A 14,139-nucleotide genomic window follows, 5' to 3' on the forward strand; every position below is an offset into this window, starting at 1 on the left:
CTCCCGGAGCCATCGGGCGGGTTGACTGTCCTTCACCCGTGATTGGTACAGACCAAAGTCTTGACTGGTACAGACCAACGCGGTTCAGTGGGTCTCCACACCCCCCACCACGGCCGCCCCCACCGCCGTGGCCGACCCAGTCGGCGCGTGCGCACAAGGCTCTGCCTCGCCCTGCCCTTGTCCGGGTGCGGCCGTGCTCCGCAAAGGAGTTGATCCCGTGTCGAGGCGCCGCATAGCCGCACTCCTGTCCTCACTCGCCCTGGGCAGCGCCGCGCTGCTGCTCCAGCCGGCCCCGAGCGCGTCCGCCGCCGGCTTCGTCGTGAACGAGTCGCAGTTCAACCAGATGTTCCCGAACCGGAATTCGTTCTACACGTACAGCGGCCTCACCGCCGCCCTCAGCGCCTACCCCGGCTTCGCCAACACCGGCAGCGACACGGTGAAGAAGCAGGAGGCGGCCGCCTTCCTCGCCAACGTCAACCACGAGACCGGCGGCCTGGTCCACATCGTCGAGCAGAACCAGGCCAACTACCCCCATTACTGCGACTGGAGCCAGCCGTACGGCTGCCCCGCCGGCCAGGCCGCCTACTACGGACGCGGCCCCATCCAGCTCAGCTGGAACTTCAACTACAAGGCAGCGGGCGACGCCCTCGGCATCGACCTGCTGGGCAACCCCTGGCGGGTGCAGAACGAGGCGGCCGTGGCCTGGAAGACCGGCCTGTGGTACTGGAACACCCAGAACGGCCCCGGCACCATGACCCCTCACAACGCCATGGTCAACCAGGCCGGCTTCGGCCAGACGATCCGCAGCGTCAACGGCTCCCTGGAGTGCGACGGCAAGAACCCGGCCCAGGTGCAGAGCCGCGTCAGCGCCTACCAGCGGTTCACGCAGATCCTCGGCGTCTCCCCGGGCGGCAACCTGTACTGCTGATGCCCCCCGGTGCCCGAGGCGTGTGCGAGACTCCGCCGATGACCTCCGAAACGATCACCGCGGACGCCGCGGGCACCTGGAAACTCGGCGACCTGTCCGTGAGCCGCGTCGGCTTCGGCGCGATGCGGCTGACGGGCAGTGCCGCCTTCCACCACGGGACGCCGAGCGACCGGGGCCGCTCGATCGCGGTACTGCGCAAGGCGGTTGAGCTCGGCGTCACCCATATCGACACCGCCGCCTTCTACTTCTCGGCGCTCCGCTCGGCCAACGAACTGATCAACAGCGCACTGTCGCCGTACCCCGACGACCTGGTCATCGCCACGAAGGTCGGCCCCTACCGCGACTACCACGGCGAGTGGGGGACCTCGGCCCGCCCCGACCAGCTGCGCGGCCACGTCGAGGAGAATCTGCGCCAGCTCGGCCGCGACCACCTGGACGTCGTATACCTGCGCCGCATGGGGCAGGACTCCCTCGCCGAGCACTTCGGCGCGCTGGCCGAGCTGCGCGAGGCGGGCCTGGTCCGGCACCTCGGCATCTCCGGCGTCGAGCCACGGCACCTCGCCGAGGCGCAGGCCATCGCGCCCGTGGTCTGCGTACAGAACCGGTACGCGCTCGACCGGCCCGACCCCGAGGCCGACGAACTCCTTCGCCAGTGCGGCGAGCAGGGCATCGCCTTCGTGCCGTTCTACGCCGTGGCCGGCGAGACGGGGGAGCGGGGCGCGACCACCGCCCACGACGACGAGGTGCTCGCCGTGGCGCGGGCGCATGGCGCGAGCCCCGCCCAGGTACGCATCGCCTGGACCCTGCACCAGGGCCCGCACGTCCTCGCCATCCCCGGCACCGGCAACCCCGACCACCTGGTCGAGAACGTGGCCGCGGGCGCGCTGCGCCTCACCGACGACGAGCTGGCCCGGCTCAACGCGGCGCGGCAGCAGACCGGTTGAGCCGGGGCCGTCGGGTCGTCGCTCAGCCCGCGTACCCGGTCACCGGATAGTGGTCCGAGAGGTTGGTGTACGTGTAGTCGGTGCCCCAGCTCGTCACCGTCCAGGGCGCGCTCTGCTCCTTGACGACCTCGTTCTTCCATACCGTGGGACGGGCGTGACCCGCGCGGTGCAGGACGTGGTCCAGGTCCTCGCGGGGGTCGTCGGGGTAGCGGTCGCGGGCGATGGAGTTGTCCTGCGTGTCGAAGGAGTACGGGTGCCCGGTCCGCGCGTCGGCGCCCACCAGCCCTCCGTCGGCGAGCATCGAGGCGTACTCGGCGGTGCGCGAGTCGACGTTCAAGTCCCCGGCGACCAGGACCTGTTCACCCGCGGGGATGTTCTTGGCGTCCAGGAACGCGTCGATCGCCTTGAACTGCCGGCTGCGCATCGCGGCGGCCTCACCGGCGGCACAGCCCGGGTCGGTCGACTGGGCGTGCGTGCCGACGACATGCACCTTGGCGCCGTTCACGTTCAACACCACATACGCGAAGCCCTTGTTGGACCACCAGTCCGCCCCGCACGCGTCCTTGAACACGTACTGCTCCTTGCGCAGTACCGGCCACCTGCTGAGGATCGTGACCCCACCGTCCTCGGGCGTCGTCGCCGAGTACGCCCCGCCCGTCGCGTCCCAGCCGTCCTTGCTCCGCCCCACCACCGGCGTCTGGTACGGGTACTCGCCCGCCACCGCGGACTTCAGCGCGTCGGACGAGGAGTTGTCGAAGGCCTCCTGCACCACCACGACATCGTTCCCGCGGAAGAAGGGCGCCTTCGCGATCTCCGCCGCCCGGTGGTCCTGGCCCCAGTTCGGGTACAGGGTCTTGCTGAAGAGGAAGACGTTGTACGACAGCACCCGCAACGGCGGGGCCTGGTCGGCGGCCGTCGCGGTGGGGGCGGTGCCCGCGAGCCCGGTGGTGGCGAGCGCGAGGGTGAGCACGGCTGCGCCCGGGGTGCGGCGCGGTGCGAAGAGCGTCACTGGATCTCCCTGAGGGTGAGGGGGTGGAGTGGCGCCGCACATCAAACCACCGGCGATTACTCCCTGGTAACACCCGTGCGGGAAAAGAAGTACACCCGGCTCAGGCCCTCCACACCCCGTCTCGCATGAGGTACCGGCCGCGCATCTCGTGCTCCCCGTTCCGCGCCTGGACCGTGCGCGGACGTACCCGGAAGTAGACGTACGGCAGGCTGTCCGCCCGGGGATCCCATCCCGTCTTCGCGAGGAACGCCTCGGCCGCGGCTCCCGGCACATCCTCGGCGGCGTACATCTCGGTGTCGCCGTCGACGAGGACGACGTCCAGCGTGTCCCCGAGCGCCAGCCGGGTCCGTCCGCCCTCGCGCAGGTTGCGGCCGGTCGGCGTGGTCAGCCGTGTCGCGAGCCACAGGGACTCGCCGTCCCACACGAACCAGAGCGGGACCAGGCAGGGCAGCCCGTCCGCGTCGGCCGTGGCCACCCAGACGTCCATCTCCTTCTCCAGCCGGTCCAGGAGATCGCGCTTGCGCTGCTCGGGGCCGCGGGGCGGCTCGGTGATCGTCATGGCCGGGACGGTACCGAGGGAGCGGGCGGTGCGGATCGGGCCCGGGGCCCGGCTCGGATCGGGCCTGCGCCCTAGGTCCACGGGGGTGACCGGCGTCCGCCCCTCGGGCGACCGGCGTCTGTTCCTCCAGCGACTGGCGTCAGGCAGGTTTTACGTATAACCTCTCCCGTCAATCGCACCTCCCGGAAGGCCCCGATGAGACGCATCGCCCTGGTCACCCTCGTCGTCGACGACTACGACGAGGCGATCCGCCACTACACCGAAGCCCTCGGCTTCCGGCTCGTCGAGGACACCCCGCGCCCCGACGGCTCCCGCTGGGTCGTCGTCCAGCCCGGCGACGAGGGCGCCGGTCTGCTGCTGGCCCGGGCCAAGGGCGACGGGCAGCGCGCCCGGGTCGGTGACCAGACCGGCGGGCGCGTCGGGTTCTTCCTGCACACCGACGACTTCGCCCGCGACCACGCCCGCATGCTCGCCGCCGGCGTGACCTTCCTGGAGGAGCCCCGGCATGAGCCGTACGGCTCCGTCGCCGTCTTCCAGGACCTGTACGGCAACCGCTGGGACCTGCTCCAGCCCGCCGGCTGACCCGCCTCCCTCCCGTCGCTCCGAACCACCCCGCTCAAGGCTCAAGGAAAGACCCGCCATGACAACTGCTACGCGCGTAGACGCCGAAGTGATCCGCCGCCTCCCCAAGGCCGTCCTGCACGACCACCTCGACGGCGGCCTGCGCCCCGCCACCGTGGTGGAGCTCGCGGAGGCGGTCGGCCACACCCTGCCGACCACCGACCCGGACGAGCTCGCCGCCTGGTACTTCGAGGCCGCGAACTCCGGCGACCTGGTCCGCTACATCGCCACCTTCGAGCACACCCTCGCCGTGATGCAGACCCGCGAGGGGCTGCTGCGCACCGCCGAGGAGTACGTCCTCGACCTGGCCGCCGACGGTGTCGTGTACGGCGAGGTGCGCTACGCCCCCGAGCTGAACACCAACGGCGGGCTGACCCTCGCCGAGGTCGTCGAGACCGTCCAGGAGGGCCTGGCCGCCGGTATGGCGAAGGCCGCGGCCGCCGGTACTCCGGTGCGCGTCGGCACCCTGCTGTGCGGGATGCGGATGTTCGACCGGGTCCGCGAGGCCGCCGACCTGGCCGTGGCCTTCCGGGACGCGGGTGTGGTCGGCTTCGACATCGCCGGTGCCGAGGACGGCTTCCCGCCCGCCGACCACCTCGACGCCTTCGAGCACCTGCGCCGCGAGAGCGTCCCGTTCACCATCCACGCCGGTGAGGCGCACGGCCTGCCCAGCATCCACCAGGCCCTCCAGGTGTGCGGCGCCCAGCGCATCGGTCACGGCGTGCGCATCACCGACGACATAGTGGACGGCAAGCTCGGCCGTCTGGCCGGCTGGGTGCGCGACCGCCGTGTCGCGCTGGAGATGTGCCCGACCTCCAACCTCCAGACCGGCGCCGCCACCTCGATCGCCGAGCACCCGATCACCGCGCTCAAGGACCTCGGCTTCCGCGTCACCCTCAACACCGACAACCGACTGGTGTCCGGTACGACGATGACGCGCGAGATGTCCCTGCTGGTCGAGGAGGCCGGCTGGACGGTCGAGGACCTGCGCACGGTCACGGTGAACGCCGTGAAGAGCGCGTTCATCCCGTTCGACGAGCGCAAGGCCCTCATCGAGGACGTCGTCCTGCCGGGGTACGCGGCCGCGCTGTGAAGCGGCTCGCGGGCTAGGAGCTCTTCAGCAGCCCGCGGAGGTAGGCGGCCTGTCCGACGTGCTGGAGATCGTCGGACAGGACGCTGACCAGCCGTACACCCAGGCTGACCGGCGGGTCCCAGCGCTCGTCCACGACGCGCTCCAGATCCTTGGCGGCCACCTCGCGCAGCGCCCCGAGGGTCTGGGCGTGCACGGCGTCGTAATAGCGGGTCAGCAGGTCACCGGAGTCGACCCGTACCTTGTCGACCTTCGCGGCGGTGTGCCCGTACCCGGTGTCATGGCGTGGCAGGTCCAGCCCGAAGGTCTTCTGGAAATCCTGCGTCAGCCACACCTGGTCGAGCTCGAAGGCGTCGGCGATGTGGTCGTCCTGGACGCGGGTGAGATGCCAGATCAGCCAGGCGATGGAGTTGGTGTCGGCGGAGGGGCGGGCGTGCAGGTCGTCGGGGTCGAGGCCCTCGACGGCGGCATGGACTTCTTCCTGGATGCGGTTGTATCCGTCGATGAGGATGTCCTTGGCATGCATGGCTCCACCATCGCGCAACCGGCCGTCATGCGCCTTCCGTTTCCAGCAGCGCCATCAGCGCCCGGGCCGCTGGGCTCGTCGCCTGCGCGCGCGGCAGCAGGGCGACCGTCTCGTAGACCGTCTCGCCGGTGCCCTTCACCGGCAGTGCGGTCAGCGACCGGCGCTTGTGCCGGAAGTGGCGCGGTACGACGGCGATGCCGAGGTCCTCGTCCACCAGGTCCAGGAGGCTGTGCACATCGTTCACCTCCAGGGCGACGGTCCGCCGGACGCCGGTCGCGGCGAACACGGCGTCGGTGGTGCGGCGCGGCCCCCAGTCCGGGTGGAAGTCGACGAAGACCTCGCCGCCCAGCTCCTCGGGAGTGACCGCGGCGCCGGCGGTCGCGAGCCGGTGGCTCGGATGGCACAGGACGGTCATCGGCTCGCTGGTCAGCGGTACGACTCGCAGCTGGTCGATGTCCTCGTCGGCCGTCCGTACCGCGAAGGCCAGGTCCAGGCGCCCAGCCGCGACCTCCTCCGCGAGCGCGCCCGCCCCCGCCTGGCGCAGGCAGATCTCCACGTCCGGATGCTGCCGCCGGAAGGCCGCGAGCAGCCCCGCCACATGCACCCCGGCGATGCACTGCTCGGACCCGAGCGCCAGCATCCCGCGCAGCACGCCCTGCACCGCGGCCACCGCCTCGTGGGCCGCCCGTACCTGCGCGAGGATCCGTTCCGCCTCGCCCAGCAGCGCCCGTCCGGCCGGGGTGAGCGTCACCCGGCGGGTGGTCCGCACGAACAGCGGGGTCTGCAACTCCCGTTCCAGTGCCCGGATCGACGCCGACAGGCCCGACTGGGACACCATCAGGCGTTCGGCCGCCCGGGTGAAGTGCTGGTCCTCGGCGACCGCCACGAAGTGCTGGAGATGGCGCAGTTCCATGATTGAGCAGCGTAGCCGCTGAATCCCATCGGATTTACCTGTTGGACCACTGCCCGCAGGTCACGACAGAGTGGGCGGCGACTGGAATACCGGTCGCATACCGGTTCTGCGGAACCGTCCTCACGTGTGCCAACCCCTCTGGAGTCGCGTTGTACACCGCACACACCGACCGCTACGCGGACATGCCCTACCGGCGCACCGGACGCAGCGGCCTCAAACTCCCCGCACTGTCCCTCGGACTGTGGCACAACTTCGGCCCGGACCGCCCCGTCGAGACGCAGCGGGCCATCCTGCGCCGCGCCTTCGACCTCGGCGTGACCCACTTCGACCTGGCCAACAACTACGGCCCGCCGCCCGGGGCCGCCGAGTCGGCGTTCGGTGAGGCCTTGAAGGCGGACTTCGCGCCGTACCGGGACGAGCTGGTCATCTCCACCAAGGCCGGCTATCTGATGTGGCCCGGCCCGTACGGCGAGTGGGGCTCGCGCAAGTACATGCTGTCCTCGCTCGACCAGAGCCTGCAGCGGATGGGCCTGGACTACGTCGACATCTTCTACTCGCACCGCCCCGACCCGGACACTCCGCTGAAGGAGACGATGGGCGCCCTGCACTCGGCGGTGCAGCAGGGCAAGGCGCTGTACGTCGGTGTCTCCAACTACTCGGCCGAGCAGACCCGTGAGGCCGCCCGCATCCTCGGTGAGCTGGGCACCCCGCTCCTCATCCACCAGCCGCGCTACTCGATGCTGGACCGCCGCCCCGAGGACGAGGGCCTCCTCGACGCCCTGGACGAGCTCCAGGTCGGCTCCATCGTCTTCTCCCCGCTGGAGCAGGGCCTGCTGACCGGCCGCTACCTCGACGGCATCCCGGAGGGATCGCGGGCCGCGAGCGGCAGTCCCTTCCTGAACTCGGACGCGGTCACCGAGGACCTGGTCGGCAAGCTGCGCGCCCTCGACGACATCGCCAAGTCCCGCGGCCAGACCCTGGCGCAGCTGGCCCTGGCCTGGGTGCTGCGCGGCGGCCGGGTGACCTCGGCACTCGTCGGTGCGAGCAGTGCGCAGCAGATCGAGGACAGCGTCGCCGCCGCCCGCAACCTCGACTTCGACGCCGAGGAACTGGCCCGGATCGACGCGGTGATCAAGGGCTGAGCCGTTCCGTCAGGTGAACGGTGACGGAGTCGCCCTCCCGCTTCCCGATGGCCTTGCGCACATCGGCCTTGACGGGAAGCTTGTGGGTGCCGGCTCCGAGGGCCATGAACGAACTCTGGAACGGATGTCCGTCGACGGTCCCGCGGATCTTGACCAGCCCGCGGGTGCCGAAGAAGTCGGCGGACTCCGGCCAGACGACATAGGTCCACCCGCCCTTGCTGGGGCTCTTGACCAGGACGGCGGTGAATTCCGCGTCCATGCTCCCGCTCGTGGTCATTTTCCCGCTCGTGGTCATGGTGTCCTCCCTCGCGGTGGTCTTCGCGGCCTTCATTGGTCAGACCGCTGCGAGGCACGGAATTCATCGTCCGAGGTTATGCCCCGGTCATTCCCCGAGGTTGACGTGTACCCGCCGCATTTCGGCCAACACCGGCTGTGAATATGCCAGGAGAGTGGCCGGAAAGTCGTGGTGACAGTGTTTCAGTAGTGAACATACTCGACTACTAGGGTGCCTCACATGGGGCGACGGCGCCCTTACACACCGCTCACGAGCCGCACGGAAAGCGAGGTCCGCCGAGAGGCGAACACGGCAACACGGGGGAGGCTACGTGCACGACGAGTTCCTGTGCCATGTCACCGCATACGGCGTCTGCGGCGGACGGCGCATCGGTGTACCCCTGGGAACCTACCGGGCGCCCACCCTGGCCCTTGCCCTGTGGTGGTTACGCGACCGGGCTTCCTGGATCGCCGAGCGATTAGACCCGCAACCCGACGCCGAGCACTTCCCGCCCGGCGCGCTCGTCCCGGTCGCCGGCACCGTGCCCGACGTGCCGGCCGTACTGCGCACCTGGTGTGGCGACGTCGCTCAACAGGAGCTGGTCGCCGACGAGTTGGCGGCCGGGCGACTGGTGAGGCTCGCGGTGAGCGACGACACCACCGAGTACGAACTGCTCGCCGAGTCGGTGGACGCGCTGCGTATGCAGCGGACCATCCCGGCGCTGGTCGTGTCCGTCGGGTGAGCCCGCTGCCCCGAGTGATCTCTGGCCCGAGTGATGTCTGCCCTGGGTGATCCAAGTCCCGGGTGGTCCAAGTCCCGGGTGATCCAGCCCTCCGGCGCCCGGGCAGGCACATATATGGGCAGATCGATAGAATCCTGGCATGGCGGAGCGTTCGTTCGCACCGACTGCGCCCGTACTCGTCGTGGAGACCGAGTCGGGCTCCACCCTGGTGGCCCCGGGCCGTGACTACCACGTCGGACGCGACCCGCTCAGCGACATCGTCATCGACGACGCCCGCGTCTCCTGGCACCACGCGGTGCTGCGCCCCGAGGCCGACCACTGGACCCTCGAGGACGACAACAGCACGAACGGCACCTACACCGAAGGCCGCCGCATCCACGCGTGGGACGTCGGCCCCGGCACTGTCATCCGCTTCGGCAACCCCTCCGACGGCCCTCGCGCGGTGCTGCTGGACCGCCCCGGCCGGACGGCCGCGCCGGAACGTCCCTCGGCGGTCTCGATGCCCGACCGCACCGGCACCTTCCGGCAGCCCACTTCCGTCCGCCCGCTGTCCACCCGTACCGTCCGCATCGGCCGCGCCGCCGAAAACGACCTGGTCATCGACGACCTGATCGTCTCCCGCCACCACGCCGAGCTGCGCGCCCTGCCCGACGGGACGTACGAGATCGCCGATCTGGGCAGCCACAACGGCACCTACCTCAACGGCAGTCCCGTCGCCGTGGCGCCTCTCGGCCCCGGTGACGTCGTCGGGATCGGCCACTCCGCGTTCTGCCTGGTCGGGGACCAGCTGCAGGAGTACGTCGACACCGGGGAGATCTCCCTCGAAGTGCAGGACCTCGCGGTCTTCGTCGACCACGGCCGCAGGACCCTGCTCGACCACGTCTCCTTCCCGGTGGGGGAGAAGTGCCTGCTCGCCGTCGTCGGCCCGAGCGGCGCCGGGAAGTCCACGCTGCTGGGCGCCCTCACCGGCCAGCGCCCCGCCGGCCACGGCACCGTGCTGTACGACGGCCGCGACCTCTACCGCGACTACGCCGAGCTGCGTCAGCGCATCGGCCTCGTCCCGCAGGACGACATCCTGCACGCACAACTCACCGTCCGCAGTGCCCTGGCCTACGCTGCCGAACTGCGCTTCCCGCAGGACACCGCCAAGGCCGAGCGCCGGGCCAGGGTCGACGAGGTCATCCACGAACTGGGTCTGGAACAGCGCGCCGAGCAGCCCGTGCACAGCCTGTCGGGTGGGCAGCGCAAGCGGGTCAGCGTCGCCCTGGAGCTGCTGACCAAGCCGTCTCTGCTGTTCCTCGACGAGCCGACCTCCGGGCTCGACCCGGGCATGGACCGCTCGGTGATGCACATGCTGCGCGGCCTGGCCGACGACGGGCGTACCGTCATCGTCGTCACCCACAGCGTGCTCAGCCTCGACGTCTGCGACCGGCTCCTGGTGCTCGCGCCTGGCGGACGGATCGCCTACTACGGCCCGCCGGACGAGGCCCTGCTCTTCTTCGGCTTCGAGCACTGGCCGGAGGCCTTCGAGGCCTTCGAACGCGACCAGGAGCGGGACTGGGCGGGCGACTACCGGACCTCGCTCTTCCACCGGCAGTACGTCACCGACGCGACCGCACAGCCCCGGCGGCCGCGCACCGGCCCGGTCGTCATCACCCGGCCGCCCCGGCCGCGCAGCCGCGGCGCCCAGCTCGGCACGCTGGTCCGCCGCTACACCACCGCGCTCGCCGCCGACCGCACCTTCCTCGCCATCATGGTCGCCCTGCCGTTCGTGATGGGCGCGATGGCCCGCGCCCTGGCGGGCAGCAAGCTGACCCAGGAGACGGCGATGAACGCGCTGCTGATCCTGTGCGTCGGCGGAGTCCTCACCGGCGCGGCGAACGCCGTGCGGGAACTCGTCAAGGAGCGCGTCATCTACCAGCGGGAGCGGGCGGTCGGCCTGTCCAGATCGGCGTACCTGATGTCCAAGGTGGTGGTGCTGGGGACGGTCACCGTGCTGCAGGCGGTCGTGCTGACCCTGGTCGCCCTGCTCGGCGTCGATCTCAACGCACCGGGTGGCGAAGGCGTGTTGATGCCGCCGCTCGTCGAAATCACCGTGGCCGTCGCCCTGCTGGCGTTCACGGCGATGATGCTCGGCCTGCTCGTCTCGGCGCTGGTGCGCAAGGAGGAGGTGACGATGCCGCTGCTGGTGCTGCTCGCCATCGTCCAGGTCGTCTTCTGCGGCGCCCTGCTGAAGCTGCACGGCGTGCCAGGACTTGAACAGCTGTCCTGGCTGGTGCCCTCGCGCTGGGCGCTCGGCGCGATGGCCGGCACCGTCGAACTGTCCCGGATCGTGCCCGGCGAGCTGACCGGCGATCCCCTGTTCGAGCACTCGGCCGGCGTGTGGCTGTTCAACGTGGCCATGCTGGTCGTGCTCTCCGGGGCCTTCGGCTACCTCGTCTCCCGGCTGCTGCGCCGGCACGAACCCGTAGTGATGCGGAAGTAGGAGGTCCAGACGATGGCTTCCCCCGGCTTCCGGCCCACCCACGTCGTCCCCCGGTACGGCATGCCCGCCTGGGAGGCCCCCGATCCCGCCCGGCCCACCGTGCCCCTCGACCCGTTCCTGCCCATCCAGCTCGTCGAACGGCGCGGCGACTGGGGGCACATCGTGTGCGCCAACGGCTGGTCGGCCTGGGTCGACGGCCGCTTCCTGGTCGCCGTACCCCAGGACCCGCCCACCGCCGACGGCGGACCGCTCACCCGCACCGCCGACCCGCGCCCCCTGCTCTCCCGCGCCGATCAGGCGCTGACCGCCTACCGGTCCGCGGTCGAGGACCTGGCGGCCGGCGACCTGGACGGCGAGACCTTCCGCGTCCGTACGCGGGGACTGCGGATCGGGGTCGTCGTCGACGGGGAGTCCGTGTGGCTGTACGACGCCGACCGCGGACGGTGGGTGTACGCGCAGGGCGACCGGCTGAGCACCTACACGATCGACGACGGACCCCGCGACCAGGCGGACCACGGACACGCCCCGACCCAGATCGTGACGACCGATGACCCGTGACACGAGCCTCTTCTCGGGCCGGCCCTCCGAGCTGATCGGCCGGAAGGTCGCCGGCTACCGCATCGAGCGCGAGATCGGCCGGGGCGGCATGGCCGTGGTCTACCGCGCCCGGGACCTGCGCCTGGAGCGCACCGTCGCGTTGAAGCTCCTCGCCCCCGAACTCGCCCGCAACGACACCTTCCGCCGCCGCTTCAGCCACGAGTCCCGGGTGGCCGCCGCGATCGACCATCCGCACATCGTGCCGGTCTTCGAGGCGGGCGAGACGGACGGTGTCCTGTACATCGCCATGCGCTACGTCGAGGGCAGCGACCTGCGCCATCTCCTCGACCGCGGGCGCCCGTTGCCGCCCGCGACGACCCTGCGCATCGCCGTACAGGTCGCCTCCGCCCTCGACGCGGCGCACGAGCACGGGCTGGTCCACCGGGACGTCAAACCCGGCAACATCCTCGTCTCGCGCGGCACCGACAGCGACCACCCCGAGCACGTCTACCTCACCGACTTCGGCCTGACGAAGAAGTCGCTGTCCCTGACCGGCTTCACGAGCGTCGGCCAGTTCGTCGGCACGCTGGACTACGTGGCCCCCGAGCAGATCTCGGGCCGGCCGGTCGACGCGCGCTGCGACGTCTACGGGCTCGCCTGCGTGCTCTACGAGTGCCTGGCCGGCTGCCCGCCGTTCCGCCGCGACGACGACATGGCCCTGCTGTGGGCCCACCAGTACGACGAGCCGCCGCCCCTGACCGAGGCCCGCCCGGACTTCGCTGCGTCCGTCGACGCCGTGTTCGCCACGGCGCTGGCCAAGAACCCCGACGACCGCCACGACTCCTGCCTCGCCCTCGTCGCCGACCTGCGCTCCGCCGTGGCCGGTGGCACGGACACGGAGCGCGCGCCGACGGAGGTGGACCTCAAGGCCGTAGCGCAGCCGAACGAGCCCGCGCAGGACGTCCCGAAACCACCACCCCGCTGGGCCGAGCCGGTCTTTCGTCGGTGAACGCGAGCCCGCCCTTCGTTGACACGGGCCGTTGCGCGGACGTCATCGTTCCCAGAGCGCCGCGACCGCGCCCCTGTGCCGCACCGGCCGCGCCAGCAGCCCGCCGAGGAACCCGGCGACCAGCCCCCACAGCAGCGCCAGCCCGAACGCGGTCCACACCTCGGGCTTCAGGAACAGCTCGCCGCCCAGATCCCCGCCCAGGTCGCCGATGCCCAGGACCGACAGGCCGTAGTGCGCGGAGATCCGGCCGACGAGGCAGATCATCAGGACCGTGAGCGCGAGAGCGACCGCCATGTGGAGGGCGTGCTGCCAGGCGCGCATCCGGGCGGGTGAGCGCCGCGCCATCACGAACGCGACCGCCAGCAGCAGCACCGCGTCGACGGCGACCAGCCACCACACCCTGCCGTCGTGCTCGGCGAGCGTGCCGAGATTCAGCTCGGCGACCTCCCGGCCGCGCAGCACCTCGTCGAGGACATGCGGCATGGGCAGCCCGAACGGCCCCTCCACCCGGCCGTTCCATGTCGCGCCGAGCCCGATCGTGAGCGCGAGCCACACCAGGTTCGGCATCCCGAGCAGGATCACCGCGAGCGTCTCGACCGCATGCCCGCGTGTCGCCGCGACGACCAGGCCGATGACGACACCCAGCCCGACCCATGCGAACAGCAGCACCACCATGGCGTACGCGGCCGGCCGTACCGACTCCTGGAAGCGCAGCAGCCGGCCGGGCAGCGGAGCCCCGCGCGAGACCAGCAGGGCCAGCACCAGCACGCCCGCCAGCCACAGCAGGCCGAAGAACACCGTCGCCGGGACGTCCGTTTCGAAGCCGACCTCCGGTGAGATGCCGAACACGTCACCGAGGTCACCCAGGGCGTCCTCCCCGAGGTCGCCGAGGGAGAGGGAGAAGGTCTGGCGGGCGGCGTAGGCCAGCGCGAGCAGCCCGACCAGCCACAGCACGGCGATCCTGGCCGCCCATCCGGCGAGTTCCCCGGGGCCGGCGACCGCCCGGTGCCGCAGCGGCCGCAGGAAACCGGCGGCCAGGACGAGGGCTCCGACGAGCGTGACGGACAGCGGGATCACGGTCAGCCCGGCGTCGGACTCGGCCAGCCCGCCGGCGTTGCCGGAGAGCTCGACCGTGCCGCCGACCGCCGTGACCACGGTCGCGGCGACGACCCGCGGGAAGGCGTTGTCCGGGAGCTCAGAGGCCCCGGCCGCCCACAGTCCCAGCGCTGCGACCACCCCCATCGAGACCAGCCCGGCCAGCACCGCGGCGAGGGCCTGGACCCAGCCATGGCTCGCCACGGCCGGACGGGTGGGGGTCAGCACGCTCACCCCGCCCACGCTATGCAGCGCCGCTGCGGTG

Annotated in this window: 15 protein-coding genes; 9 read left to right on the plus strand and 6 right to left on the minus strand. The window is 71.1% G+C overall.

All coding sequences use genetic code 11. From position 1 onward, the window contains the following. Nucleotides 1-217 precede the first annotated feature (217 nt). Nucleotides 218-928 carry a chitinase gene (locus PBV52_RS49195; RefSeq protein ID WP_274248669.1) on the plus strand — a complete coding sequence of 237 codons (711 nt, stop codon included), beginning with the start codon at nt 218-220 and terminating at the stop codon, nt 926-928. A 38-nt stretch (nt 929-966) separates the two neighbouring features. Further along, the gene (locus PBV52_RS49200) at nt 967-1,872 is read left to right on the plus strand and encodes an aldo/keto reductase (protein WP_274248670.1); all 906 of its coding nucleotides are present in this window, start codon (nt 967-969) and stop codon (nt 1,870-1,872) included. A gap of 22 nt (nt 1,873-1,894) precedes the next feature. Here the strand turns inward: PBV52_RS49200 and sph are convergent, their stop codons facing one another. Further along, nucleotides 1,895-2,923, minus strand: a complete 1,029-nt coding sequence (gene sph, locus PBV52_RS49205; protein ID WP_274248672.1) for a sphingomyelin phosphodiesterase — start codon at nt 2,921-2,923, stop codon at nt 1,895-1,897. 58 nt (nt 2,924-2,981) lie between these two features. Further along, nucleotides 2,982-3,440: a pyridoxamine 5'-phosphate oxidase family protein gene (locus PBV52_RS49210; RefSeq protein WP_274248674.1), complete on the minus strand. Its 459-nt coding sequence runs from the start codon at nt 3,438-3,440 to the stop codon at nt 2,982-2,984. Between the two features lie 195 nt (nt 3,441-3,635). On the opposite strand from PBV52_RS49210, the gene PBV52_RS49215 reads away from it, so the two are divergent. Then, nucleotides 3,636-4,022, plus strand: a complete 387-nt coding sequence (locus PBV52_RS49215; protein WP_274248676.1) for a VOC family protein — start codon at nt 3,636-3,638, stop codon at nt 4,020-4,022. A gap of 58 nt (nt 4,023-4,080) precedes the next feature. Continuing rightward, nucleotides 4,081-5,154: an adenosine deaminase gene (locus PBV52_RS49220; RefSeq protein ID WP_274248677.1), complete on the plus strand. Its 1,074-nt coding sequence runs from the start codon at nt 4,081-4,083 to the stop codon at nt 5,152-5,154. 13 nt (nt 5,155-5,167) lie between these two features. On the opposite strand, the gene PBV52_RS49225 is transcribed toward PBV52_RS49220, so the two are convergent. Together PBV52_RS49225 and PBV52_RS49230 are read right to left on the minus strand one after the other, a co-directional pair. Further along, the gene (locus tag PBV52_RS49225; protein WP_274248679.1) at nt 5,168-5,677 is read right to left on the minus strand and encodes a DUF664 domain-containing protein; all 510 of its coding nucleotides are present in this window, start codon (nt 5,675-5,677) and stop codon (nt 5,168-5,170) included. A gap of 25 nt (nt 5,678-5,702) precedes the next feature. Continuing rightward, entirely contained in the window at nt 5,703-6,590 is an 888-nt protein-coding gene (locus tag PBV52_RS49230) for a LysR family transcriptional regulator (protein WP_274248681.1), read from the minus strand. Between the two features lie 149 nt (nt 6,591-6,739). On the opposite strand from PBV52_RS49230, the gene mgrA reads away from it, so the two are divergent. Next, complete coding sequence (gene mgrA, locus PBV52_RS49235; protein WP_274248683.1) at nt 6,740-7,732, plus strand: L-glyceraldehyde 3-phosphate reductase; 993 nt, start codon at nt 6,740-6,742, stop codon at nt 7,730-7,732. Here mgrA and PBV52_RS49240 read toward each other — a convergent pair. Continuing rightward, entirely contained in the window at nt 7,722-8,009 is a 288-nt protein-coding gene (locus PBV52_RS49240; protein ID WP_274249991.1) for a DUF1905 domain-containing protein, read from the minus strand. The two genes, mgrA and PBV52_RS49240, sit on opposite strands and share 11 nt — an antisense overlap. Nucleotides 8,010-8,337: 328 nt before the next feature. Between PBV52_RS49240 and PBV52_RS49245 the strand changes: the two genes are divergently transcribed. The 4 genes from PBV52_RS49245 (at nt 8,338) to PBV52_RS49260 (ending at nt 12,779) form a co-directional block, all read left to right on the plus strand. Further along, nucleotides 8,338-8,748 (plus strand): hypothetical protein, encoded by a 411-nt coding sequence (locus PBV52_RS49245; RefSeq protein WP_274248685.1) that lies wholly within the window; start codon nt 8,338-8,340, stop codon nt 8,746-8,748. 139 nt (nt 8,749-8,887) lie between these two features. Beyond that, nucleotides 8,888-11,233 (plus strand): FHA domain-containing protein, encoded by a 2,346-nt coding sequence (locus PBV52_RS49250; RefSeq protein WP_274248687.1) that lies wholly within the window; start codon nt 8,888-8,890, stop codon nt 11,231-11,233. Nucleotides 11,234-11,245: 12 nt separating this feature from the next. Then, nucleotides 11,246-11,791, plus strand: a complete 546-nt coding sequence (locus PBV52_RS49255) for a hypothetical protein (protein ID WP_274248689.1) — start codon at nt 11,246-11,248, stop codon at nt 11,789-11,791. After that, nucleotides 11,781-12,779: a serine/threonine-protein kinase gene (locus PBV52_RS49260; RefSeq protein ID WP_274248691.1), complete on the plus strand. Its 999-nt coding sequence runs from the start codon at nt 11,781-11,783 to the stop codon at nt 12,777-12,779. The genes PBV52_RS49255 and PBV52_RS49260 overlap by 11 nt, the downstream gene beginning before the upstream one ends. A 42-nt stretch (nt 12,780-12,821) precedes the next feature. On the opposite strand, the gene PBV52_RS49265 is transcribed toward PBV52_RS49260, so the two are convergent. Beyond that, nucleotides 12,822-14,108 (minus strand): streptophobe family protein, encoded by a 1,287-nt coding sequence (locus PBV52_RS49265; protein ID WP_274248693.1) that lies wholly within the window; start codon nt 14,106-14,108, stop codon nt 12,822-12,824. Nucleotides 14,109-14,139: the final 31 nt, after the last annotated feature.

This window comes from Streptomyces sp. T12, assembly GCF_028736035.1.
In the GTDB taxonomy this organism is placed as follows: Bacteria; Actinomycetota; Actinomycetes; order Streptomycetales; family Streptomycetaceae; genus Streptomyces.